This is a genomic window from Pseudarthrobacter sp. MEB009 (genome assembly GCF_030208875.1).
GTDB lineage: Bacteria > Actinomycetota > Actinomycetes > Actinomycetales > Micrococcaceae > Arthrobacter.
The window spans coordinates 79,748-101,803 of record NZ_JARVTC010000004.1 but is presented as its reverse complement, the minus strand read 5'-3'; the positions used below and the strand labels follow the sequence as shown (position 1 = coordinate 101,803).

Below are 22,056 nucleotides of genomic sequence, written 5' to 3'. Positions count from 1 at the left end.
AGCATTCCTGCTCCTCAGGTCCTACATCCGGGTGGAAATGGGTCCAACAGCTCCGGCCGGCGCGTCCTAGGGGGCGCCGGTGGCACCCTGGGCGCCGTTGACGTTCACCAGCCAGTCGATGCCGAATTTGTCGGTGCACATGCCAAAAATATCGCCCCAGGGCGAGGCCTCCATGGGCACGGTGACGGAGCCGCCGTCGGTACTGAGCTTCTCGTAATAGCCGCGCAGTTCGGCCTCATCATCCCCGCTGACGGAAACCGAGATGGCCGAGCCCGGGTTGTAGGGCATGCTGTTCGGGGTGTCGGCGCCCATCAGGACCAGCCCACTGGGCGTGGTCAGCATGCCGTGCATCACCTTGTCCGCTTCGGCGGGATCCTCGGAGGCCTGGTACTCGCCGAACGTACTGACGCGGAGGTCGCCGCCGAACACCGACTGGTAGAAGTTCATCGCGTCGCGGGCGTTGTCGCGGAAACTGATGTACGGGTTAAGGATGGTGGGCATGGCGGTGACTCCTTCGTGCAGGATAAAAGCTGGACCAGACAACATCCTGCCCCAAGCCGGTCGCCGCCGGTAGGGGGGATTTCCACATGGCCGGGCCCGGGGTTAAGGCTCGAAGCGGTACCCCATCCCCGGTTCGGTGCGGAGGTGCCGGGGATTGCCGGGATCGGCCTCCAGCTTGCGCCGCAGCTGGGCCATGTACACCCGCAGGTAGTTGGCTTCCTTCTGGTAGGAGGGACCCCAGACCAGGGCCAGCAGCTGCTGCTGGCTGACCAGCCGGGACGGATTGCGGACCAGGATTTCCAGGATGCTCCACTCGGTGGGGGTGAGCCGGACCGGTTTTCCGCCACGATGCACCTGCCGCCGCACCAGGTCAACGGTGAACCCTTCCGTGGCTACCGTGGGGGCGGAATCCGGCTGCGGCACGCGGCGCAGCAGTGCCCGCAGCCGCGCCAGCAGTTCGTCCAGGCCGAAGGGTTTGGTGATGTAGTCGTCAGCACCCGCGTCCAGGGCAGCCACCTTGTCCGCCGAACCGTGGCGGGCAGAGAGCACCAGGACGGGGACGGTGCTCCAGCGGCGCAGGTCCCGCAGCACCGCTGCGCCGTCCATGTCCGGCAAGCCCAGGTCCAGGACCACCAGGTCCGGTGTGTCCCTGGCCGCGGCGGCAAGCGCCGATCCGCCGTCAGCTGCCACGGTGACCCGGTAGCCGTGGCCGGCCAGCGTGATCCTCAGGGCCTTAAGCAGGTGCGGATCGTCGTCAACAACCAGGACGGTGGCCAGTGGGGCAGGTCCGCCTGCGGGGACGTCGGCGGTGCTCACTGGGCCTGTTCCCTGGGACCCGTGGACAGGGGCAACCGGATGACCATGGTCAGGCCCCCGCCCGGGGTTTCCTCCGCGGTCAGGGACCCCCGCATGGCCTCGACGAAGCCCTGCGCAACGGCAAGCCCCAGGCCCACGCCGGTTGCGGGCTGGGCGTCGTCCAGGCGCTGGAACGGGCGGAACATTTCCACCACTTTCATGGCGGGAACGCCGGGTCCGCGGTCGGCGATCCGCAGTTCGCCGGAGGGGTGCCCGGCCAGAGCGGAACCCATGCCATCGGTGGTGCCGGTGATTGCCACCTGGGTGCCGGGTGCGTATTTGAGGGCGTTTTCCACAATATTGGCGATGACCCGTTCCAGCAGCCCGGGGTCCGCATCCACGGCCGGCATGTTGGGCGGCAGCACCACGGCGACGGCGGTTGACGGGATGCCGCGGAGCGCCTTGTCCAGCACGTCATGCCACCGCACGGGTCCCAGGAGGGGCTCCACCGACTGCGCAGTGATCCGTGACATGTCCAGCAGGTTGCCCACCAGCAGGTCCAGCCTGTCGGAACATTCGTCGATGGTCTGCACCAGCTCGCGCTCCTCGGCCCGGGTGAAGGTGCCGGCGTCCTGCAGCAGTCCCCCGGCGGCCAGCTTGATCCCGGCCAGCGGCGTCCGGAGGTCATGGGACACCGCCCTCAGGATGGCGGTGCGCATGGTATTTCCTTCCGCCAGCCGCATGATCTCAAGCCGGCTGGTTTCCAGTTGTCGGCGCTCCAGCTGCGCCTTGATGTGCACGGCAACGGCGCCCAGCAACGTGCGCCGGTCCGGTGCGACTTCCCTGCCGAAAAGGACCAGCCACGTGACGGCGTCCACAGGTTCCACGGTGCTGCCGGGCGGGGGCGCGGCAGGCGGCACCATTCCGTGCCATCCCGTAGTGTCCCCCACCCCGGCAAGCAGCACTACCGGCGCCTTCCCGGCTCCGGCGCCGGGTGACTGCCGCGCCACAATGGCCGCTCCGGCGACGCCAAACACGGTGACCGCATCGGACAGCAGACCGCGGAGCGGGTCTGCGGACCGCGAGGCGTCCAGCGCCAGGTCCCCCAGGATGCCGGCCTCCGCCCGCGCCTGCGCGGCTTCGCGTGAGCGCCGTGCAGACCGGTCCACTACGCCGGCCACCGCAACGGACAGGCCCAGGAACACCGCCAGGGACAGAAAATCCTGCGGGTCCTCGATGGCCAGGTTGCCCAGCGGGGGCGTCGAGAAGAAGTTGACCAGGACACTGCTCCACAAGGCACCAACCACCGCAGGCCGCAAGCCGCCCACCAGTGCGATCGCCACGGCGCCGGCCAGCTGGATCAGCACGGCGGTGGCAACACTGTGTTCGAACGCGGCGAGGACCAGCTGAAGCAGCGCCGGCAGTATGGCGGCGAGCGCAATGCCCCCGAAGGTGCGGGCACGGCCCACATCCAGCGGCCGTCTTTGCACGGGGTTCCGGGCCGGCAGGCCGGGGACCACATGGACGTCGATGTCCCCGGCACCGCGGATCACCCGCATGCCCGTACCGGCAGCGCCCCGGAACATCCCTGCCCGGGAACGCCCCACCACCATCCGGGTGGCCTGGACCGAGCGTGCATAGTCGAGCAGGCCGGTGGCAACGTCATCGCCCTGCAGGGTCCGGAAGGTGCCGCCGGCTGCCACGACGGCGCGGCGCTGCGCCTCGAGTGCCTGCGGTGATCCGCTCCGGCTCCCCTTGGGGGTCCGGACGTGGACGCCCAGGAGTTCACTGCCCCCGCCGGGCGGCAGAAGGCGCGCGGCGCGCTCCGTGAGCACGCCACCGTCGTCGTCCCCCTTGAGGCCGATCACTATACGTTCCGCTGGCATGGGGCACATTCTGCCACCTCCGGAGCGGCACCTTTGACCGCCGGTGTGCCCTTCCCCACACCGGCGTTAAGGATGCGTCAAGATCCCCGGATTTCGGGGTTCGGGGCCTTGTCCCGGTGCTACGTTCGGCTGTGCCGCGGCGCTGTGCCGTGGCCTGGACACTGACGCAGAGGGAACCCGATGACCACCATGAGCAGACCGCCGGCTGATCCGTCAGCCCTTCCTCCCGGCCGCAGGGCTGCGGTACGGGACTGGCTGCTTTTTGGCCTGCAGGACGCCAAAGGCACGCACCAGGGCCCGGGCGGGCAATCATCCGGGCAGGACCACAAACACCCCTGGTGGCAGGTGATGTGCCTGACGGGCGTGGACTACTTCTCCACCCTTGGCTACCAGCCCGCCATCGCGGCGCTGGCGGCGGGGGCCATCTCACCGCTGGCCACGCTGGTGCTGGTGGCCGTGACCCTCCTGGGGGCCCTGCCGGTCTACCGCCGCGTGGCCGGCGAAAGCCCCCGCGGCGAGGGTTCCATCGCCATGCTGGAACGGCTTCTGCCGCGCTGGGGCGGGAAACTCCTGGTCCTGGGCCTGCTGGGGTTCGCCGCCACGGATTTTATGATCACCATGACCCTCTCCGCCGCCGACGCCACGGCGCACCTGATCGAGAACCCGTATGCGCCCGGCTGGCTGCACGGCCAGGAGGTGGCCATCACCCTGGTCCTCCTGGCGCTGCTGGCCGCCGTTTTCCTGCGGGGCTTCAAGGAAGCCATCGGTGTGGCGGTTGTCCTTGTGGTGGTGTACCTGTCACTTAACGTGGTGGTCATTGGCCGTTCCCTGGTGGAAGCGGCCAACCATCCGGTGGCGGTGGACAACTGGTGGCAGACGCTGACCACCTCCCACGGGAACCCGCTGATGGCCGTGGCCATTGCCTTGCTGGTGTTTCCCAAACTCGCGCTGGGCCTCTCCGGTTTTGAGACCGGCGTGGCAGTGATGCCCCAGATCAAGGGCAGCCCCTCGGACACCGACGCGAACCCAGCCGGAAGGATCCAGGGCACCCGGCGGATGCTCACCACAGCGGCCCTGATCATGAGCACGTTCCTGGTGACCAGCAGCTTCGCCACTGTAGTACTTATCCCCGCGGCGCAATTTGAGCCGGGCGGGGAAGCCAATGGCCGTGCGCTGGCCTTCCTGGCGCACTCCTACCTGGGGCCGGGGTTCGGCACGGTGTACGACCTCAGCACCATCGCCATCCTGTGGTTCGCCGGTGCCTCCGCCATGGCGGGGCTGCTGAACCTGGTGCCGCGGTACCTGCCCAGGTACGGCATGGCCCCGGCCTGGGCCAAAGCGGTGCGGCCGCTGGTGCTCGTGTTCACCATCCTGGGGTTCGTGGTCACCTGGCTTTTTGAGGCCGACGTCGACGCCCAGGGCGGCGCTTACGCCACGGGCGTGCTGGTGCTGATGACGTCCGCGGCAGTGGCCGTCACGCTTTCGGCCCGGCGCCAGCAGCAACGCAAACGCACCGTGGGCTTCGGCATCATCGCCGTCCTCTTTACCTACACCACGGTGACCAACATCTTCGAACGGCCCGAAGGCATCCGGATTGCCGCGTTCTTCATCCTGGGCATCATTGCCGTCTCCCTGCTGTCCAGGTTGATGCGCTCCTTCGAACTGCACGCCACCCACGTGCGGCTGGACACCGCAGCCCTGGAGTTCATGGCCCCCGCACTGGCCGGGCCCATCGGCATCATTGCCCACGAACCGGTCCGCGTGGCCGCTGCCGACTACCGGCAAAAACTGGCGTCCGCCACCGAGGCAAGCCACTTCCCGCGAAACGCCCGGCCGCTGTTCCTGGAAGTCATTGTGGACGACTCCTCCGACTTCGAAACCGCCCTGGAGGTGCGCGGCGTACTCCGGCATGGGTACCAGGTCCTGGAAGTCCACGGGCCGGGCGTCCCCAACACCATCGCCTCCGTGCTCCTGCACATCCGTGACGTGACAGGGCTGATGCCGCACATCTACTTCCGCTGGACGGAAGGCAACCCGGTCCGCAACCTCCTCCGGTTCCTGTTCCTCGGCGAAGGCGAAATTGCGCCGGTGACCCGGGAGATCCTCCGTGAAGCCGAGCCGGACATCCGGCAGCGGCCCTGGGTGCACGTGGGCTGACCGGCCGGGCGCCGCCGTCGTGCTTTCCCCGCCCCGACCGGGAAGGTGGTGCGGTGGCGGTCCCGGGAACGTAGGCTCTCCCACATGGCCAGATACTTTGACGTTCATCCACAGGACCCCCAGCCCCGCGCCATCTCGCAGGCAATCAGCATGGTGCGCGACGGCGGCCTGATCGCCTACCCCACGGATTCCTGCTACGCGCTGGGCGCACAGCTGGGCAACAAGGACGCCCTGGACCGGATCCGGAGCATCCGCAAACTGGACAGCAAGCACCACTTCACCCTGGTGTGCCGGGACTTTGCGCAACTGGGCCAGTTTGTGAACATCGGCAATGACGTGTTCCGCAGCATCAAGTCCGTCACCCCTGGCGCGTACACGTTTATCCTGCCCGCCACCAAGGAAGTCCCGCGGCGCCTGCTGCACCCCAAGAAGAAGACCGTGGGGGTGCGGATCCCGGACAGCCGGGTGGTGCAGGCCCTGCTGGCGGAACTGGGCGAACCGCTTCTCTCCAGCACCCTGCTGCTGCCGGACGAGGAGGATCCGTTGACTCAGGGCTGGGACATCAAGGAACGCCTGGACCACCAGGTGGACGCCGTGGTGGACGCCGGCGACTGCGGCTCCGAGCCCACCACGGTGGTGGACTTCTCCAGCGGGGTGGCCGAGGTGGTCCGGCGCGGAGCCGGCGACCCGTCCCGCTTCGAATAAAAACGGCTACTCCGGCTTCTTTGCCCGGCTGGGCTGGACGCGCGGCGGCTCGCCCGGCATCTTTGGATAGTCGGGTGGGAATGCCAGCTCGCCCAGCCCGGCCTCGAGGTCACGTTCCCACCACTGCATCAACGTGTCGATGGTGCCGGGCTTCGCGCCGAAATCCGCCCACGGGTCGCCGATGGTGCGGAGCCGCTCCGGGACCGTCAGGATGGTGAAGTTCCGCGGGTCAGCGGTGTCCAGTTCGTCCCAGGTGATGGGGCAGGAGACCGGAGCGTGCGCCAGGGCCCGCGGGCTGTAGGCGCCGGCAATGGTCCGATCCCGGTTGGCCTGGTTGTAGTCGAGGAAGATGCGCTGGCCCCGTTCCTCTTTCCACCATGCCGTGGTGACCTGGTCCGGCATCCGCCGCTCCACCTCGCGGGCTGCGGCGATCACGGCATGCCGGACGTCCAGGAACTCCCGCGTGGCCTCGATGGGGGCATAAACGTGCAGCCCCCGGTTGCCAGACGTTTTGATGAACGCGTCCAGTCCGGCCTCGGCCAGGACGTCCCTCAGCACCCGCGCTGCGGGGACGGCGTCCTTGAAGTCCGTGCCGGGCTGCGGGTCCAGGTCGATCCGCAACTGGTCCGGGTTGTCCGTGTTATCCGCCCTGGACGGCCACGGATGGAACACCACGGTGTTCATCTGCGCGGCCCAGACGGCCGCGGCCGGTTCATCCAGCACCAGCTGGGGGTGGGACCGGGCGCTGGGGTAGACCACCTTGACGGAGCGGACGAAGTCCGGGGTGCCGCGGGGCGGGTTCTTGGAAAAGAACTGCTCGCCGTCAATGTTGTCGGAGAACCTTTGCAGCGAAACGGGACGGTCGCCGTTGGCGGCGATGAAGGCGTCCCCCACATCGGCGAGATAGTTGGCCAGGTCCAGCTTGGTGAGGCCAAGCTCCGGCCAGAGCACCCTTGAGGGACTGGAAATGCGCATTTCGCGTTCGCCGTGGGGGCCCTGGACTGTGATGGTGGTCTGTTCGCTCGCCATGGGGACAACGTACACCCTGCCCCCGTCGCAGGGCCGTTGCTTCCGGCATGATGGATCCATGCCCATCGCAGAAGAACCCCGCACCATCACCGTGGCGGACGGGGCGGTTTCGGCCGCCTATACCCGCCCCGACCACCCCGCCGCGACCCTGGTGGTGGCGCACGGGGCAGGCGCGGGCATGGACCATCCGTTCCTGGCCGGGTTCTCCGCCGGACTGGCCGACGCCGGCGTTGCCAGCCTGCGCTTCAATTTCCCGTACCGGGAAGCCGGCCGGAAATTCCCGGACCGGCCACCCGTAGCCATTGCCGCCTGGCGTTCCGCCATGGACCATGCCGCTGCACTGGCCGCGGACCACGGGGACCACGGGAACCTCTGGGCCGGCGGCAAGTCCTTCGGCGGGCGGATGGCGTCCATGGCCGTGGCCGAAGGAATGCCCGCCGCCGGGCTGGTGTACCTGGGCTACCCGCTGCACCCGCCCGGAAAGCCCGAAAAAATCCGGGACGAACACCTGTACGGGCTGACGCTGCCCATGCTTTTCCTGCAGGGCAGCCGGGACACGTTTGCCACCCCGGACCTCCTGACGCGCGTGGTGTCCGGGATAGGGACCAATGCTTTCCTGGAATGGGTGGCCGGCGGGGACCACTCCTTCGCCGTCGCGGGCAAAAAGCGGGCCGCGTTCGACGTCGGTGCCGCCGCTGCCATCCCCGTCGCAGCCTTCATCCTGTCCCGGCTGGATCCGCAGCCGTAGGGGTGCCGGGCTCAGACCTGCTCTTCGTGCCACCAGCCTTCCCAGGCGGCTGAGGTGAGCCGGCCTGCCGGGAAACTGCTGCCGGCGCTGCTGCCGAAGGCGTGCCCATCGTCGTTGCGGCGTCCGTCGAGCAGAAGACTGAGGCTGTTCAAAAGAAACATTCGGTGCATCCTTCCAGGTCCATTCGGGCTTCCTTGCCCCTGTGGATCCGAGACTAACGGGACCATGTTTCAACGGGTCGACGCGGCGTTTCCGCTGTGTATCGGACATCTCACCCTGCGCTTGCGGCAGGCCTGCTCCCGCGCCGGAAGGCCGCCCTACCGGGGTTTCGTCCGTGCGGTGGCCGGCGCCGACCAGGGGTCTTCCGGCCAGGGGTGCCGTGGATAGCGGCCCCGCATCTCCGCCCGGACCTGCGCATAGGGCCCCGACCAGAATGACGCCAGGTCATCGGTAACCGCCAGCGGACGCCGGGCCGGTGAGAGCAGATGGAACAGGACCGGAACCCGGCCGTCCGCCAGCCGGGGTGTGGTGGCCAGCCCGAAACACTCCTGCAGCTTGACCGCCACCACCGGCCGGCCGGTACCGTCAGCGTCGGCCGGGTATTCAATCCGGATCCGGGAACCGCTGGGAACTTCAAGGCGCTCAGGTGCCAGACTGTCCAGCCGCCCTGCTTCGGGCCAGGGCAGGAGCCGGCGCACGGCCGGGGAAAGATCCAGGCTGCCCGCGGCGGCGCCGCCGGCCAGTGCCGCCAGCTCAGGCCCCAGCCAGTCATCCAGCCGCTGCAGGAGGGCCGTATCCGACATGTCCGGCCAGGGCGCCCCCATCTCGCGGTGCAGGAAGGCGAGCCGGCGGCGGATGTCCAGTGCCGCCGTCGGCCAGGCCAACACATCAAGCCCCTCAGCTCTTAGCGCCGCCGCCACGGCGGTCCGGCCCTCCGCCGGGGACGGCCGGACCGGGGTGCTCGCCAGGACGATGGCGCCGAGCCTGCGGACCCGCCGGGCGCTGACCCGTCCCTGCACAAACTGTGCCACCACGGAGTCGCTGAGCAGGTGGGCTGCCGCGGATTCCGCCAAGGCAGCCGTCAGCGGCGCGGCGGCGCGGATCACGGCTCCCGTGCCGGCAGCGTCCCTGCCTTCCGCACGGGACACTTCGGCCACGGCCAGCCACTCGTGGCCGGCCAGGGAACTCCCGGCCGGCAGCCCGGCCCGGGTGCCGGAGGCCAGCAGGTAGCGTTCGGGCCCGTCGCCGGCGACGCGTTGCGCCACCCTGCCAGGGAAAGCCAGTGCCACCACGGCGCCCACCGCCTCTGCGCCGCTGCCGGCTTCAGGGCGGGAAGAACCGGGCGCCTTCGCCTTTCCGCTGTTCCCGGCCCGGGCGGCGAGGTCCTGCAGCCGCCGGGACTCCTCAGCCCACCTCCGGCCTTCCGGGCCCCTCTCGGCACGGAGCTGCGACAGGAGGCCGGGGAGGTCGGCGCCGCGCGCGCGGTGGTCCCCGGCCACGGCTGCCACCACCTGTGCTGCCAGGACGGGACCCGCGGCGGTGCCGCCGGCCAGCAGGGCCCTGGCCAGGCGGGGGTCCGCCGGAATGCCGGCCAGCGTGCGGCCGGTGGCGGTGGGGTGCCCGTCCGCACCCACCGCACCGAGTTCGAGCAGCACCGCCGTGGCGTCCGCCAGTGCCTGCTGCGGCAGCTGGTCCGGCAAGGCAAGGCCCGCGCCGCCCGGAGAGCCCCAGCAGGCAAGGGTAAGGGCGGCGCCGGTGAGGTCCGCGACCGCAATTTCCGGGGTCACGTGGGCGGGGGCCGCTCCGAACGCCTGCTGGCTGTAGCACCGCACCACTGTTCCCGGCCCCTGCCGGGCGGCCCGGCCTGCCCGCTGCTCCGCCGACGCCCGCGAGCAGGACACGGTGACCAGCCCCGTCATGCCGCGGCCCGCGTCGCGCCGGGGTTCGCGGGACAGGCCGGAATCGATCACCAGCCGCACCCCCGGCACCGTCAGCGACGATTCGGCCAGGTCCGTGGAGACGATGATCCGTGGTTTCCCGCCTTGCCGCCGGCCGGACACGGCGCTGTCCTGGTCGGCCGCGGGGGCTTGGCCGTGCAGCTCCAGGACGTCAACGCCGCTGCCCAGCCGGCCACGCAGCGCAGCCGCAACCTGGGCCACCTCCCGGGCACCCGGGACAAACACCAAAGCGTCAGCGCCGGGCTCGACGGCAAGGGCGCGGGCATGGAACTGCGCGGCCGTCGCGGCCACGTGGTCCAGGAAATCCCGTGCCACACCCCGGCCATCCACTCGCGGCCCTGCGGCCGGCTGCCAGTCCACTGTCAACGGATGCAGCGCCGACGGGCAGTCGATCACGGGAGCCGGCCGGCCGCCGTCGGAATCCGCCAGCAGCGCGGCGAACCGGGGCGCGTCAAGCGTGGCGGACATGGCCACCAGGGTCAGGTCGCCGCGCAGCTCGCGGACTTCGGCGAGCATCCCCACCAGCAGGTCCGTCTCCAGGCCACGCTCGTGGACTTCATCGAGGACGACGGCGGCCACCCCCGCCAGGCCGGGATCGGCCAGCAGGCGGCGCAACAGGATTCCCGGGGTGACAAATTCGACGACGGTGGACCGGCTGGTCTTGTTTTCGCCGCGGACGGTGTAGCCCACCGGTCCACCCAGTGGGGTGCCGGCCAGGGCCGATAGCCGCCGCGCAGCAGCACGGGCAGCCACCCGGCGGGGCTGCGTAACAACGATCTTCAGGTTGCCGGTACCTGGTTTTCCTGCGCCCAGCAGGTTTGCCAGCAGCGGCGGGACAAGGGTGGTTTTGCCGGTTCCGGGTGGTGCCTGCACCACAGCGGCCATCCCGGCGCCCAGCGCCTCCCGGAGAGCTGGCAGGGATGCGGCGAACGCGAGGCCGGCGCCGATGGCGGCCAGGTCGAAGGCGGGGCCAGGACGCGTCGGGGCGGGTCCCTCAGGAGAAGTCACCCGTCCATTCTGCCCGGTTTTGTACGGGCACCGGTTCCCGGCCAGGCAAGCTGCGCGTCCGTCAGGTCAGGCCGGGGGGGGCAGGCCAGCGCGGCGGCCCGGCACGTCAGGCGGCGTGCCGGGCCGCCCCGGAAGCGGTGCGGCGCACCGGCAGGGGCAGGACGCTCGCAAGCCGGACGGGAGCCTGTACGGGTTCCTGGCTGGTGTCCACCCGCGGCGGGGCAGCCTTCCGCACCAGCTGCCGGGCCAGCGCCTTCAGGCCCAGCGTCAGCAACTGCCCCAGTCCGAGGCCCAGGAACACGTGGCCAACCAGCTGTAGGCCATTGAGGCCCTGCGCCCCGTTACCGCTGGCCGCCAGGCCCACCAGGGTGCCGCTCGCGGCAAGGCCCAGCCAGCAAACGGCGCTGACGATTACGCCCATGGTTCCTGCTCCCATCCTCCGGTTCATCAGTACGCTTACTGATATTGTTCAGCAAGCTTACTACCGGGCGGATGGTGCTTGCGGCACTGGGCCGGCGACGGCCCGGGATCAACTTGTCCCTTCCTGGCGGGACACCGTACAGACCGGTCTGTCTGGGTAGTGTAATGTCTGCCCTGATGGAACATACACGTAGCTCTTCAGCTGGCCCGCTTGCCGCTCCCGTCCCTTCCGGCGCGCGGGAGCGCATCATGGCGGCCGCTTATGAATTATTTACGCAGCGTGGCATCCGGGATGTTGGCATCGCTGAACTTATTTCCCGTGCCGGGGTTGCCAAGGCCACGTTCTATGGGCACTTCCCCGCCAAGGATGTGTTGGTCCTCGCGTTCCTGGAACGCTGTCATCAGGACCTGACCGTTGAACAGATCATTGCTGAATGCAGAAAGCGGTCCGAGGACCCGACAGCCCAGTTGCTGACTATTTTCGACGTCCTGGATGGGTGGTTCCGCCGGGACGACTTCCAGGCCTGTGCGCTGATAAGCACCATGCTGGAGATGGGTCCCACCCACCCCCTGGGGGAAGCATCGATGAGCTACCTGGCGCAGGTCAGAGCCTTTATGCGGAACCTTGCCGAGGAGGCCGGACTGGACCATCCGGATGTTTTCGCGCGGTCATGCCACATCCTCACCAAGGGCTCAATCATCTCGGCGGTTGAAGGCGACAGGGATGCAGCCGTCCTGGCCAAGAGCATGGCCGTGGCCCTCATCGCCAGCCATGGGGGCACCACCGGCGCCGACCATTGGGCGGTCCAGGACAACATGGCGGATCTCTCCTGAGTCTGGACCCGGCTGCTCCACTGCCGGGACGATTCCAGGCAGCCACACCCCAAAGACGGCCCACCGCATCCCCTCCAAGGACCCACCATGGCGTACTCACAGTTTGACCGGTTCCTTCAGGAAGCCACCCACCGGGACCAGGAGTCAGACTCGACTCTTGCCCCGGACTCCCTCTACGGCCTGTACACCAGCTGGTGCACCCTATCGCAGCACCCCCAACAGGCCGAGCACATCTTCTGGGCTGCAATGAGGGACCGCATCGGCCCTGGACAGGGCCTGCGCATGAAGGGACCGGCGGGCGCGGACTACATTCTTGCCAGCTATCCGGCATTGGTTTAAGACGGCCATGACAACATCGTTAAGCAGCTATGTTCCACGGGACAAGGACCAGCCCCGGGGAAAACGCCCCTGGTGCCCCACGTGTGACACCGACCTGCACCTGCAGATTGCATCGCCCAGCGTTTCCGGGCGGCAGGAGGGCACCCTCGCGGTGGCCGTCTGCTGTTCCAAGTGCCACGGGTCCCGCGTGCTGGACACAACGGCAGTCCACTTGGAAACCCTGTCGGGGCAGTTGATGGGCGCTTGTCCGTTGCCGGTGAAGGCCTTATGAACGGCCCCGTCGAGCAGGGCGCCTGTCCCGCCACCGACCAGGCCGGCGACAGTCTTGCCGGGTTGCTGCTGCGTACAGCCGAAGGTGACCACCACGCGTTCAGCGAGTTCTACCGGCAGACATCCACCCGGGTCACCGGGCTGGTCCAGCGCGTTGTTGTTGACCGGGCGCTCAGCGAAGAAGTCGTGCAGGAAGTATTCATCACTGCCTGGCAGGACGCCGGGAAATACCGGCCGGCCCTGGGCACTCCGATGGCCTGGCTGATGACCATCGCCCACCGAAGGGCCGTGGACAAAGTCAGGTCAACCCAAAGCAGCCGCACCCGCGATCATCGATGGGCAGGGTCCGCGCCGGCAGCCTGCGACGGTTTCGTCGACGACCTGGCCGACAAAATGGACGCCCAAATCATCATTGCCTCGTTGGCATGCCTGTCAGCCCTGCAGCGCGAATCAATTCTCCTTGCCTACTTCGGCTCGTTGACCTACCAGGACATCGCCGCGAAGCTCTCCGTGCCGCTGCCCACGGTCAAGTCCAGGATCAGGGACGGCCTCCAACGGCTCCGCTCCCACGTCACCATGGAACATCCGGGCGTTTCGGAGATCGGGTAACAGCCGCAGATCAGCTGGCAACCTCAAGCAGCCGGTCAGCAGCGGAAATCCCGGCGTAGCGGCCCTTGAAGAACAGCAGCGGCTCGGCATCCTGGCGTGCGCTCAGGTGCCGGACGGCTGCCACGACGATGGTGTGATCGCCGCCGTCATACTCCGCGTGGAGTTCGCAGTCGATCCAGGCCAGCGCATCATCCAGGACCGGGTTGCCCAGCGGCGAGGCAGCGTGGCTGACGCCGGCAAATTTATCCGCCCCGGAACGGGCAAACTGGCCTGCCAGGTGCTGGTGTTCTGCCGGCAGGATGTTGACGGTGAACGAGCCTGCCTCGCGGAGCAGCGGCCAGGTGCTGGACGTCCGGGCCGGGCTGAAGGTGACCAGCGCCGGCTCCAGGGAGAGCGAGGCAAACGACTGGCAGGTGAACCCGGCCGGGCCATTGTCCGTTGCGCTGGTGATGACCGTCAGGCCGGTGGCGAAGGTTCCAAAGATGTCCCGAAGCCTGCGGGGCGCAAGATCTGATGTAGCTGTCATGTGAAGGGCCTCTCGTTCGGATCGTTACCTCACCAAACCATCCCCAAATCGTTCAGTTCAAGCGCCGCCGCAATGCCCGGACGCGGGCCGCAACGAAAATTCACAGCACTACTTCTGCCGTCACGGGACAGTTCGCTGCGACGTAAAAAGACGCTGTTTGACGTGCCGCGAACCACCGTGAACTGCGGTTGCGAACTGTTGATGCGCGTGTCGGGAGAACTGGCGGCCCCCGCGGCGCCGGGGCTAACTTCGCAGTGGCTGCCGGGCTGAAACCCCGCCGGCCGGCCCCCGAACCCCCGGCCCGGTCCTCCCCTGCGTTGCACTGGCCCCGACGAGAGATCCCGGCATGACAACAGTTGAAACCGAAGCGTCCCCCCGCGTCCTCGACGCTTTCGCCAGCGCACTCGGCGAGCGCCACCCCGCCATTGAGCTCCTGGCACCCGCCGACGGGACGGACCGGTACCGCTACGACGCCGCGACCGCCAGGGCAGGCGCGGCGGGCGCCGGACAGCCAGGGCCCGCCGTGGTTTTTCCCCGGACGGCAGCCCAGGTGCAGGACGTGGTGCGACTCGCCGTCGAACTGGGCCTGAGTGTTGTGCCGCGCGGAGCGGGGACCGGCCTGTCGGGCGGCGCCACCGCGACTGGGGAGCAGGTGGTGGTGTCCACCGAACGGATGGCGGCGATTGTGGAGATTTCGCCGCTGGATGAGGTGGCAGTGGTGGAGCCGGGGCTCATCAATGCCGACCTGAACGCCGCGCTGGCTCCATACGGGCTGTTCTACGCACCGGACCCCGCCAGCTACGACATCTCCTCGATCGGCGGCAACATCGCCACCAATGCCGGCGGGCTGCGCTGCGCCAAATACGGGGTGACCCGGGAATCCGTCCTGGCCCTCGACGTCGTCCTGGCTGACGGCAGCCTGGTCACGGTGGGGCACCGATCCATCAAAGGCGTCACGGGCCTGGATCTGACCTCCCTGTTTGTGGGCTCCGAGGGAATCCTGGGCATCGTGGTCCGGGCCACGGTCCGCCTGCGGCCCATCCCCGTGGCCCGCAACACCGTCACCGCGTTTTTCGACAGCACGGCCCTGGGCGCCGCAGCGCTCGGCGCCATCACGCTCTCCCCCGTCCGGCCCGCAGCCATCGAGTTCTTCGACACCCCCACCCTGGACTCCATCGACAGCCACTCCGGCTCGGACCTGAGGGCCCGCGGGGCAGCGCTGATCCTCATTGAAATCGATGGTTACGGCATCGCCGGGCAGGCGTCGGACCTGACCGACGCCCTGACCGCCAAGGGCGGCCGGGTCACCGTGGAGCCTGCTGCGGATGCCGTCCAACTCTGGGAGCTGCGCCGCAGCGGGCGCGGGCTGCCGGCCGGCCACTGGTACATCGGCGAGGACATCGCTGTGCCTAAATCCCGGCTGCCGGAGGTCTATGCGGCGTTTCCCGCGCTGGAGGCACGCTTCGGCGTGAAGATCTCCGCCGTGTCCCACGCCGGAGACGGGAACCTGCACCCGCTCATCACCCTGCCGATCGGCCCGGGTGAGGACCAGCCCCCGGCAGCCCTCCAGGATGCTGCCACGGAACTGGTCAGGGTGGCCCTCGCCCTGGGCGGCACCGTCACCGGCGAACACGGGATCGGCAGCCTCAAACAGGACTGGGCCGCGCTGGAACTCTCTGAACGCGTCCGGGAATCCCAGCACGCCATCAAGGCCGCCCTGGACCCCTTCCACCGGCTCAACCCCGGCAAAGCCATCTAGCCCACTTCACATCCCCACACTTTTCCAGGAGACCACCCCCATGCATGCAACAGAATTCAAACGCCGCGCGTTCCTTGCCGGCTTCAGCGCCATCAGCGCCACCGCCCTCCTCACCGCCTGCGGCGGTCCCGCGGCCACCGGCACCCCGGCCGACGGCGGCACTCCCGTGGACGGCGGAAACATCACCTTCCTGATCCAGGGCTATGACACCGGCTGGGTGTCCAGCAAAACCTCCATCTCCAGCTACGAGGGAAACCTCTGGGGCCAGCTCACGGACAAGCTGGTCTACGTTGACGCGAACGGTGCGCTCAGCCCCTGGGTTGCCGAAAGCTGGGAGGAGCTGAACGGGGCGAAGGACTTCGTCATCCACCTCAAGGACGGCGTCACCTTCTCCGACGGCACCCCGCTGGACGCGGCCGCCGTGGTGGCAAACCTCCAGGCCTGGGCCAAGGGGGACCCCGAGCGGGGCATCAGCAAGGTGGGCCTTTTCCCTGCCAGCAACTACGTGGGCGCCGAAGCTGCGGACGCGAAGACCGTCAAAGTCTCCTTCTCCTCCCCCGCCCTGGGCTTCATCGCCACCCTGGCCTACCACGGCTGCATCCTGCTCAGCCCGGAAACCCTTGCCCTCCCTGCCGAGGCGCAGGCAGACCTCAGCCAGGAAATCGGCAGCGGCCCGTTTGTGCTGAAGTCCTGGAAGCAGGGCGACAGCTATGTGCTTGCGAAGCGGCCGGACTACAACTGGGGCCCGGCAGCGCTGGGCCACACCGGCCCGGCCCGGCTGGACACCATCACCTCTAAAGTCATCAAGGACACCTCCGTGCGGACCTCCACGGTGGCCTCCGGCCAGGCGGATGTTGCCTTCAACGTGGAACCGCAGGAAATCGAAGCACTCAAGGCCGCCGGTTTCACCGTGGGAACCCCCAAGTACCTGGGCTTTGTGGATGGGTTCCAGGTCAACACGCAGGCCTTCCCCACCAACGACGTCAGCGTCCGGCAGGCCATCCAGCACGGCATTGACCGCGAGGAAATCCGCAGCACCGTCTACACTCCCGACTGGGACGCGGCCACCACCTTCATCCAGGGCAACGTCCCGGAAGCAGGCGACTACAGCAGTTCCTTCGCCTTCGACCCGGACAAGGCCGGCAAGCTGCTGGACGACGCCGGCTGGAAAACCGGCTCCGACGGTTACCGCACCAAGGACGGTAAGACCCTCGAGTTCCCGCTGACGCCGAACCCCTACGTCCCGTCCACCAAGGCCGAGGACGAACTCATCGCCCAGCAGCTCAAGCGGATCGGCATCAAGGTCACCCTCAAGGTGGTGGACGTCGCCGGATACGCCGCGATCCAGGCCAGCCGTCCGCCGCTGTTCCAGACGTCCCGCAGCTTTGTGGACGTGGGTACCGTGGCAGGCGTCCTGACCAGCCAGAACAAAGGCGAGGACGGGTTCAACGTGGGCACCTCGGACACCCGGCTCAACGAGTTGTCCGCCGCCGTCGCCAGCGCGTCCGACAGGGCATCCCGCGAAAAGGTCACCGGCGAACTGCAGCAGTACGTCCTGGAACAGGGCTACTTCATCCCGTTGAACCAGCTGGTCCAGCGCCTGTACCTGATTTCGCCGAAGGTCCGGGACGTCCAGTACAACGGCCTGGCCTACGCAAACTTCTATACCGCCTGGATCGCCAAATGACCGGCCCGGCCACCTCGTCCCGGCCCCCGGCAACTGTTGGGTGGTGGCGGAGATGACCAACACCTATGGCCGCTTTGCCCTGGTCCGGACCGGCCAGGCCGTGGTGGTGGTCCTGCTGGCGTACATCCTCACGTTCCTGGTGATCAGCGTCCTTCCGGGCGATGCCATCACCAACAGCCTCAGGGACCCGCAGCACGGGCTCAGCGAGGCAGACATCCAGCGGATCGTTGCCTACTACGGACTGGACCAGCCGGTCCTGGTGCAGCTGGTCCTGTCCCTGGGCCGGTTCCTCACCGGGCAGCTGGGTTTCTCGCTGCAGTCCAACCTGCCGGTGGCCCAGCTGGTTGGCGACGCGCTCCCCTCCACCCTGACCCTGGCGTTCACTGCCTTTGTCATCGCCCTGGTCTTCGCCGTGGCCATCGCCTACGGCGCCCACTACGCGCCCGGCCGGTGGGCGGGGGTGCTGCGCTCCATCCCGTCATTTTTCCTGTCCGTCCCCAACTTCGTGATCGGGCTGGTCCTGATTGAACTGTTCGCGTTCCGCCTGCATTCGTTCACCACCACCGATCCCAACAGTGCCGCGGCCACACTGTTCGCCGCCATCACCCTGGCGATTCCCGTCTCGGCGCCGCTGGCAGAGGTCCTGCTCGCCAGCCTGGACCACGAAAGCCGCCAGGACTACGCCCAGGTGGCGCGGTCCCGGGGACTTACCGAGGCCGCGCTGTTCGCCCGGCACCTGGTCAAACCTTCCGCACTGCCCTCGGTTGCCATGATCGCCCTGATCGTCGGCGAACTTCTGGGCGGCTCAGTCATCACCGAAACCATCTTCGGCCGCGACGGCATCGGCACCGTGGTGCAGAAAGCCGTCACCGGCGAGGACCAACCGGTCCTGCAGGCGGTAGTGGCCATTTCGGCAGTGGTGTTTGTGGCCGTCAACCTCGCCGCTGACCTCCTCACGCCGCTGCTGGATCCGCGGGTCAAGATCAACGAAACGGTGGACGCATGAGTGCCGACCTGACCTTCGCCCGGCTCCGCAGCGCCGGCGCCGCGTCCCTCCGCACCAGGACCGCCCTGCCGCCCACGGTGGCGCTGTCCTTCCTGGTCCTCCTCATTGTGGTGCTCTGGTCCCTGGTCCCCGGGGTCTTCACCTCCTTCAGCCCGGTCACCGGCGAAACCGCCGCGAAGCTCGCTGCCCCCAGCGCCCAGCACTGGTTCGGCACGGACTACCTGGGCCGGGACCAATATGCCCGGGTGGTCCACGGGACCGCTTCCTCGGTGACCAGCGCCCTGGTGGCAGTGATCATCGGGCTGGTGGTGGGAAGCGTCATCGGACTTGCCAGCGGATTCCGCGGCGGCTGGGTGGACACCACCCTGGGCCGGTTCGTGGACGTGCTGCTGGCCATCCCCGGCTTCCTTCTGGCCGTGGTGATTGTCAGCTCGCTGGGCTTCCAGACCATCAACGCCGCCATCGCCACCGGCGTTTCGGCCGTGGCCGTGTTTGCCCGGTTGATGCGGGTGGAAGTGATCCGGGTCCGCCGGGCCGCTTTTGTGGAAGCGTCCTACCTGCAGGGCGGCAACCGGCTGCAGGCGCTGCTGGGCCATGTGCTGCCCAACGCCTACCGCCCGGTGCTGGTGCTGGCGGTGCTGCAGTTCGGCACGTCCATCCTGGTCATCGCGTCGCTGGCGTTCCTGGGCTACGGCGATCCACCCCCGGCGTCCGACTGGGGACTGCTGGTGGCATCCGGAAAGACCTACCCCACGGCACCGTGGCTGGTCTACGCGCCCGCCCTGGTGATCGTGGCCACCGTCCTGGCCGTCAACAGGATCAGCCGCTGGCTGCGGAGCACCCGGTGAACGCCGTCCGTCCCCTCGAAACCGTCCACCCCGCAGGAAAGGAAAATCCAGTGCCGACACCCCGGAACGAAGCGCTGCTCACGGTGGCAGGGCTCAATGTCGCCTACGGGCGCAACAACGTGGTCCACAACGTGGGCTTCAGCCTGGACCGCGGCGGCAGCCTGGCCCTGATCGGCGAGTCCGGATCCGGAAAGTCCACCATCGCCAAAGCCATCCTCCGGCTGCTGCCTTCGGGGTCGTCCGCCGGCGGCAGTGTCCGGTTCGACGGCACGGAGGTCCTGGCTGTTCCGGAGCGGCAGTTCCGTCCCCTCCGCGGCCGGAAGCTGGGCTTCATCCCCCAGGACCCGGGCTCCGCCCTGAACCCGGTCCGGACCATCGGCGCCCAGGCCCAGGAAGCCGCGGCGCTGCTGGGACCGGCAGGCGCCGACGAACGCCGGGAGGCCGTCCTGCGCGTGTTCGGGCAGGTGGGCCTGCCGGACCCGCGGCGGGTTTATGACTCCTACCCGCACCAGCTCTCCGGCGGAATGCTGCAGCGTGTCCTGATCGCCCTCACCGTGCTGCCGCGGCCCGCCCTGGTTGTGGCGGATGAACCGACGTCGGCCCTGGATGTCACCGTCCAGAAACTCATCCTGGACATGCTGGCGGACCTTCGCCAGGAGCTGGACATCAGCCTCCTCCTGATCACCCATGACCTGGCCATCGCGGCGGAGCGCACGGACTCACTGGTGGTGCTCAAGGACGGCGCCGTGCAGGAATCGGGCTCCTCGCGGGAGGTGTTTGCCGCCCCGGCCACGGAGTATTCACGCAGCCTGCAGGCCGACGTCCCGGCCCTGAATCCGGACCGGTACCGCAGCCAGCGGACTGCCTCATCCGCCCTCACTGAGCCGGCGGCGCCCCAGATCGAGGTGGCCGGGGTGACCAAGCGGTTCCGGACCGGCAAGAAAGACTTCCTGGCCCTGGATAAGGTGTCGTTCACGGTGGAGCGCGGCCGGACGCACGCCCTGGTGGGCGAGTCCGGCTCCGGCAAGACCACGGCCGTCCGGCTCCTGCTGGGTCTCGACCAACCGGACGACGGCGGCATCCTGGTGGGCGGCCAACCCACCGCCGGGCTGTCCCGGGCTGCCCTGCGGGACGTCCGCCGCCACCTCCAGCTGGTCTACCAGAACCCGTTCACGTCCCTGGATCCCAGCTGGCGGGTGGGCAGGATCATCCGCGAACCGCTGGACCGGTTCCAGGTGGGCCACAAGGCCGGCCGGGCCGCGCTGGTGGTCGAGGCGCTGGAAGCCGTGGGCCTGCCCGCGGAGACCCTGCGCCGCCGGCCCGCGGAACTGTCCGGCGGCCAACGCCAGCGGGTGGCCATAGCCCGCGCGCTGGTGGTGCGCCCCGATGTTGTGGTCCTGGACGAACCCACCTCCGCCCTGGACGTCAGCGTGCAGGCCGGAATCCTCGAACTGCTCGCCCGGCTGCAGCGGGGGCTCGGCCTGACGTACCTCTTCGTCTCGCACGACCTGGCACTGGTGCGCCAGGTGGCGGCCACCGTGTCCGTCCTGCGCCGGGGACAGGTGGTGGAGCAAGGCACCGTGGATCAGGTCTTCTCCCGGCCGGAACATCCCTATACCCAGGCGCTCCTGGCGGCCATTCCCGGCGCCGGCCCCGTCCAACAACCCGTAAAGGCTGCATCATGACTTCCACCCCGACCCGGCCCGCACCGGCGCGCAAAACAGCACTGATCGCAGGGTTCACCGCCCCGAAAGGCTTCGGCGACGCCACCCTCCGTGACCGGCGGGAGGATGCCATCGAACTGCTCGGTGGTATCCCGGACCCCGGAGTCCTCCCTGCCGCGGAGCTGGCTGCGGCCACCACCCGGGTCCTGTCCCGCCCGGGGCTGCCGTCACTCCAGTACTCCCGCACCGAAGGCATTTCGCCGCTCCGGGACTGGATTGCCGCCAGGGAAGGCGTCCCGGTGGAGCGGATCATTATCACCAACGGCGGTTTCCACGGCCTGTCGCTGGGCATCCAGGCGGTGGTGGAACGCGGCGACACGGTGGCCGTGGACAACCCCATCTTCCCGCTCTTCCTCCGCGGCCTCCAGCTCTCCGGTGCAAACACCCTGCCCATCCGGGTGGGCGCGCACGGACTGGACGTGGACGAACTCGCGGACCGGCTCCGCGCGGGTGCCCGCCCGTCATCGCTGTACACGGTCCCCGACTTCCATAACCCCTCGCAGGGCACACTTCCGGCCGGGGCCCGGACCGAGCTGGTCCGGCTGGCGGAGCATTACGGCTTTGTGGTCCTGGCCGACAACCCGTACCGAGAACTCTGGTACAGCGGCGGACCGGAAAGCGTTGACGCCTTCAACACCTCCGACCACGTCATCCACATCAACACCTTCACCAAGACGCTGGGCCCCGGGCTGCGCTTGGGCTGGCTGGTGGCACCCGAACACCTCGCCGCGGACCTCGTGGCACTGCGCAGCCGGCAGGATTCGCACAGCTCCACGCTGGTCCAGGCCATTGTGGGCGAACTTTTGACGTCCCAGCCGGACCTGTTTGACGCCACCCTGGCGCGGGCCCGGGAGCTGTACCTGACCAGGGCAAGGACGCTGGTGGCCGCCTTGGAACGCGAAGCCCCCGGAGCGTTCCAGACCACCCTTCCCGGCGGCGGCCTTTTCCTGTGGCCCCGCCTTCAGGACGCCGGAATCGACGCGGACGCACTGGCGGCAGCCGCCAGCGCCGAAGGCGTGGAGTACCAGCGGGGTTCCTTCTTCGCCTCCGGGCCCGGCACGGACGCTGACCGGCACATCCGGCTGGCCTTCGGGGACGTCCCCGCACAGCGGCTGGAAGAAGCAGCAGTGCGCCTGGGCCGTGCCGTGCGGCAGCAGTAACCGGCTGCGGGTGGCCACCAGGAAAATCGCCTGACGGCGGGCGCCGCGGCGTCAGGAGCAGTAGATTCAGGAGAGGCGGACCACCCG

20 protein-coding genes are annotated in these 22,056 nt (G+C 68.6%); 12 read left to right on the top strand and 8 right to left on the bottom strand.

Going from position 1 to position 22,056, the window contains the following annotated elements; all coding sequences use genetic code 11:
- Nucleotides 1-66 precede the first annotated feature (66 nt).
- From QRN07_RS02430 to QRN07_RS02420, 3 genes are all read right to left on the bottom strand, one after another.
- Nucleotides 67-501, bottom strand: a complete 435-nt coding sequence (locus tag QRN07_RS02430) for a VOC family protein (RefSeq protein ID WP_050687801.1) — start codon at nucleotides 499-501, stop codon at nucleotides 67-69.
- A 102-nt stretch (nucleotides 502-603) separates the two neighbouring features.
- Nucleotides 604-1,278, bottom strand: coding sequence for a response regulator (locus QRN07_RS02425; RefSeq protein WP_285240357.1), 675 nt, complete (start codon nucleotides 1,276-1,278; stop codon nucleotides 604-606).
- A gap of 35 nt (nucleotides 1,279-1,313) precedes the next feature.
- A complete protein-coding gene (locus QRN07_RS02420; RefSeq protein WP_235504745.1) occupies nucleotides 1,314-3,182 on the bottom strand; it encodes a DUF4118 domain-containing protein in 1,869 nt (622 codons plus the stop codon).
- Nucleotides 3,183-3,362: 180 nt separating this feature from the next.
- Here QRN07_RS02420 and QRN07_RS02415 point away from each other — a divergent pair, with 180 nt between their 5' ends.
- Both QRN07_RS02415 and QRN07_RS02410 read left to right on the top strand, forming a co-directional pair.
- On the top strand, nucleotides 3,363-5,339 hold the full coding sequence (locus tag QRN07_RS02415; RefSeq protein WP_056600440.1) for an APC family permease: 1,977 nt from the start codon (nucleotides 3,363-3,365) through the stop codon (nucleotides 5,337-5,339).
- Nucleotides 5,340-5,423: 84 nt separating this feature from the next.
- On the top strand, nucleotides 5,424-6,044 hold the full coding sequence (locus tag QRN07_RS02410) for an L-threonylcarbamoyladenylate synthase (RefSeq protein WP_050687795.1): 621 nt from the start codon (nucleotides 5,424-5,426) through the stop codon (nucleotides 6,042-6,044).
- Nucleotides 6,045-6,050: 6 nt separating this feature from the next.
- Here QRN07_RS02410 and ligD read toward each other — a convergent pair whose 3' ends face one another.
- Nucleotides 6,051-7,073 (bottom strand): non-homologous end-joining DNA ligase, encoded by a 1,023-nt coding sequence (ligD, locus tag QRN07_RS02405; protein WP_197273621.1) that lies wholly within the window; start codon nucleotides 7,071-7,073, stop codon nucleotides 6,051-6,053.
- 58 nt (nucleotides 7,074-7,131) lie between these two features.
- On the opposite strand from ligD, the gene QRN07_RS02400 reads away from it, so the two are divergent.
- A complete protein-coding gene (locus QRN07_RS02400; protein WP_056600443.1) occupies nucleotides 7,132-7,821 on the top strand; it encodes an alpha/beta hydrolase family protein in 690 nt (229 codons plus the stop codon).
- Nucleotides 7,822-7,832: 11 nt separating this feature from the next.
- Here the strand turns inward: QRN07_RS02400 and QRN07_RS02395 are convergent, their stop codons facing one another.
- The 3 genes from QRN07_RS02395 to QRN07_RS02385 all read right to left on the bottom strand — a co-directional run bounded on the left by QRN07_RS02395 (nucleotide 7,833) and on the right by QRN07_RS02385 (nucleotide 11,208).
- Nucleotides 7,833-7,982: a hypothetical protein gene (locus QRN07_RS02395; protein ID WP_164468851.1), complete on the bottom strand. Its 150-nt coding sequence runs from the start codon at nucleotides 7,980-7,982 to the stop codon at nucleotides 7,833-7,835.
- Nucleotides 7,983-8,138: 156 nt separating this feature from the next.
- On the bottom strand, nucleotides 8,139-10,787 hold the full coding sequence (hrpB, locus tag QRN07_RS02390; RefSeq protein WP_056600445.1) for an ATP-dependent helicase HrpB: 2,649 nt from the start codon (nucleotides 10,785-10,787) through the stop codon (nucleotides 8,139-8,141).
- Nucleotides 10,788-10,893: 106 nt separating this feature from the next.
- Nucleotides 10,894-11,208, bottom strand: coding sequence for a hypothetical protein (locus QRN07_RS02385; protein ID WP_050687789.1), 315 nt, complete (start codon nucleotides 11,206-11,208; stop codon nucleotides 10,894-10,896).
- A gap of 248 nt (nucleotides 11,209-11,456) precedes the next feature.
- Between QRN07_RS02385 and QRN07_RS02380 the strand changes: the two genes are divergently transcribed.
- From QRN07_RS02380 to QRN07_RS02370, 3 genes are all read left to right on the top strand, one after another.
- Nucleotides 11,457-12,041, top strand: coding sequence for a TetR/AcrR family transcriptional regulator (locus QRN07_RS02380; protein ID WP_231686125.1), 585 nt, complete (start codon nucleotides 11,457-11,459; stop codon nucleotides 12,039-12,041).
- Between the two features lie 87 nt (nucleotides 12,042-12,128).
- Nucleotides 12,129-12,380 carry a hypothetical protein gene (locus QRN07_RS02375; RefSeq protein WP_050687788.1) on the top strand — a complete coding sequence of 84 codons (252 nt, stop codon included), beginning with the start codon at nucleotides 12,129-12,131 and terminating at the stop codon, nucleotides 12,378-12,380.
- Between the two features lie 267 nt (nucleotides 12,381-12,647).
- Nucleotides 12,648-13,259 (top strand): sigma-70 family RNA polymerase sigma factor, encoded by a 612-nt coding sequence (locus QRN07_RS02370; RefSeq protein ID WP_050687786.1) that lies wholly within the window; start codon nucleotides 12,648-12,650, stop codon nucleotides 13,257-13,259.
- Between the two features lie 10 nt (nucleotides 13,260-13,269).
- On the opposite strand, the gene QRN07_RS02365 is transcribed toward QRN07_RS02370, so the two are convergent.
- Nucleotides 13,270-13,785 carry a flavin reductase family protein gene (locus tag QRN07_RS02365; RefSeq protein ID WP_050687784.1) on the bottom strand — a complete coding sequence of 172 codons (516 nt, stop codon included), beginning with the start codon at nucleotides 13,783-13,785 and terminating at the stop codon, nucleotides 13,270-13,272.
- Between the two features lie 346 nt (nucleotides 13,786-14,131).
- On the opposite strand from QRN07_RS02365, the gene QRN07_RS02360 reads away from it, so the two are divergent.
- Genes QRN07_RS02360 through QRN07_RS02335 form a run of 6 tightly spaced genes read left to right on the top strand, consistent with a single transcriptional unit; the run spans nucleotide 14,132 to nucleotide 21,969 of the window.
- Nucleotides 14,132-15,544, top strand: a complete 1,413-nt coding sequence (locus QRN07_RS02360) for an FAD-binding oxidoreductase (protein WP_285240277.1) — start codon at nucleotides 14,132-14,134, stop codon at nucleotides 15,542-15,544.
- A gap of 40 nt (nucleotides 15,545-15,584) precedes the next feature.
- On the top strand, nucleotides 15,585-17,231 hold the full coding sequence (locus QRN07_RS02355) for an ABC transporter substrate-binding protein (RefSeq protein WP_285240276.1): 1,647 nt from the start codon (nucleotides 15,585-15,587) through the stop codon (nucleotides 17,229-17,231).
- Between the two features lie 52 nt (nucleotides 17,232-17,283).
- Nucleotides 17,284-18,237: an ABC transporter permease gene (locus QRN07_RS02350; RefSeq protein WP_050685160.1), complete on the top strand. Its 954-nt coding sequence runs from the start codon at nucleotides 17,284-17,286 to the stop codon at nucleotides 18,235-18,237.
- Nucleotides 18,234-19,085 (top strand): ABC transporter permease, encoded by an 852-nt coding sequence (locus QRN07_RS02345; protein WP_285240275.1) that lies wholly within the window; start codon nucleotides 18,234-18,236, stop codon nucleotides 19,083-19,085. Before QRN07_RS02350 ends, QRN07_RS02345 begins: the two co-directional genes overlap by 4 nt.
- Before the next feature lie 50 nt (nucleotides 19,086-19,135).
- On the top strand, nucleotides 19,136-20,770 hold the full coding sequence (locus tag QRN07_RS02340) for a dipeptide ABC transporter ATP-binding protein (protein ID WP_285240274.1): 1,635 nt from the start codon (nucleotides 19,136-19,138) through the stop codon (nucleotides 20,768-20,770).
- On the top strand, nucleotides 20,767-21,969 hold the full coding sequence (locus QRN07_RS02335; RefSeq protein WP_285240273.1) for an aminotransferase-like domain-containing protein: 1,203 nt from the start codon (nucleotides 20,767-20,769) through the stop codon (nucleotides 21,967-21,969). The genes QRN07_RS02340 and QRN07_RS02335 overlap by 4 nt, the downstream gene beginning before the upstream one ends.
- Nucleotides 21,970-22,056: the final 87 nt, after the last annotated feature.

Bases quoted from the DNA above. Each gene is read 5' to 3' on its own strand.
- QRN07_RS02430 (WP_050687801.1), bottom strand. From the start codon at position 501: ATGCCCACCATCCTTAACCCGTACATCAGTTTCCGCGACAACGCCCGC.
- QRN07_RS02420 (WP_235504745.1), bottom strand. From the start codon at position 3,182: ATGCCAGCGGAACGTATAGTGATCGGCCTCAAGGGGGACGACGACGGT.
- QRN07_RS02415 (WP_056600440.1), top strand. From the start codon at position 3,363: ATGACCACCATGAGCAGACCGCCGGCTGATCCGTCAGCCCTTCCTCCC.
- QRN07_RS02410 (WP_050687795.1), top strand. From the start codon at position 5,424: ATGGCCAGATACTTTGACGTTCATCCACAGGACCCCCAGCCCCGCGCC.
- ligD (WP_197273621.1), bottom strand. From the start codon at position 7,073: ATGGCGAGCGAACAGACCACCATCACAGTCCAGGGCCCCCACGGCGAA.
- QRN07_RS02400 (WP_056600443.1), top strand. From the start codon at position 7,132: ATGCCCATCGCAGAAGAACCCCGCACCATCACCGTGGCGGACGGGGCG.
- QRN07_RS02395 (WP_164468851.1), bottom strand. From the start codon at position 7,982: ATGTTTCTTTTGAACAGCCTCAGTCTTCTGCTCGACGGACGCCGCAAC.
- QRN07_RS02385 (WP_050687789.1), bottom strand. From the start codon at position 11,208: ATGGGCGTAATCGTCAGCGCCGTTTGCTGGCTGGGCCTTGCCGCGAGC.
- QRN07_RS02380 (WP_231686125.1), top strand. From the start codon at position 11,457: ATGGCGGCCGCTTATGAATTATTTACGCAGCGTGGCATCCGGGATGTT.
- QRN07_RS02375 (WP_050687788.1), top strand. From the start codon at position 12,129: ATGGCGTACTCACAGTTTGACCGGTTCCTTCAGGAAGCCACCCACCGG.
- QRN07_RS02370 (WP_050687786.1), top strand. From the start codon at position 12,648: ATGAACGGCCCCGTCGAGCAGGGCGCCTGTCCCGCCACCGACCAGGCC.
- QRN07_RS02365 (WP_050687784.1), bottom strand. From the start codon at position 13,785: ATGACAGCTACATCAGATCTTGCGCCCCGCAGGCTTCGGGACATCTTT.
- QRN07_RS02360 (WP_285240277.1), top strand. From the start codon at position 14,132: ATGACAACAGTTGAAACCGAAGCGTCCCCCCGCGTCCTCGACGCTTTC.
- QRN07_RS02355 (WP_285240276.1), top strand. From the start codon at position 15,585: ATGCATGCAACAGAATTCAAACGCCGCGCGTTCCTTGCCGGCTTCAGC.
- QRN07_RS02350 (WP_050685160.1), top strand. From the start codon at position 17,284: ATGACCAACACCTATGGCCGCTTTGCCCTGGTCCGGACCGGCCAGGCC.
- QRN07_RS02345 (WP_285240275.1), top strand. From the start codon at position 18,234: ATGAGTGCCGACCTGACCTTCGCCCGGCTCCGCAGCGCCGGCGCCGCG.
- QRN07_RS02335 (WP_285240273.1), top strand. From the start codon at position 20,767: ATGACTTCCACCCCGACCCGGCCCGCACCGGCGCGCAAAACAGCACTG.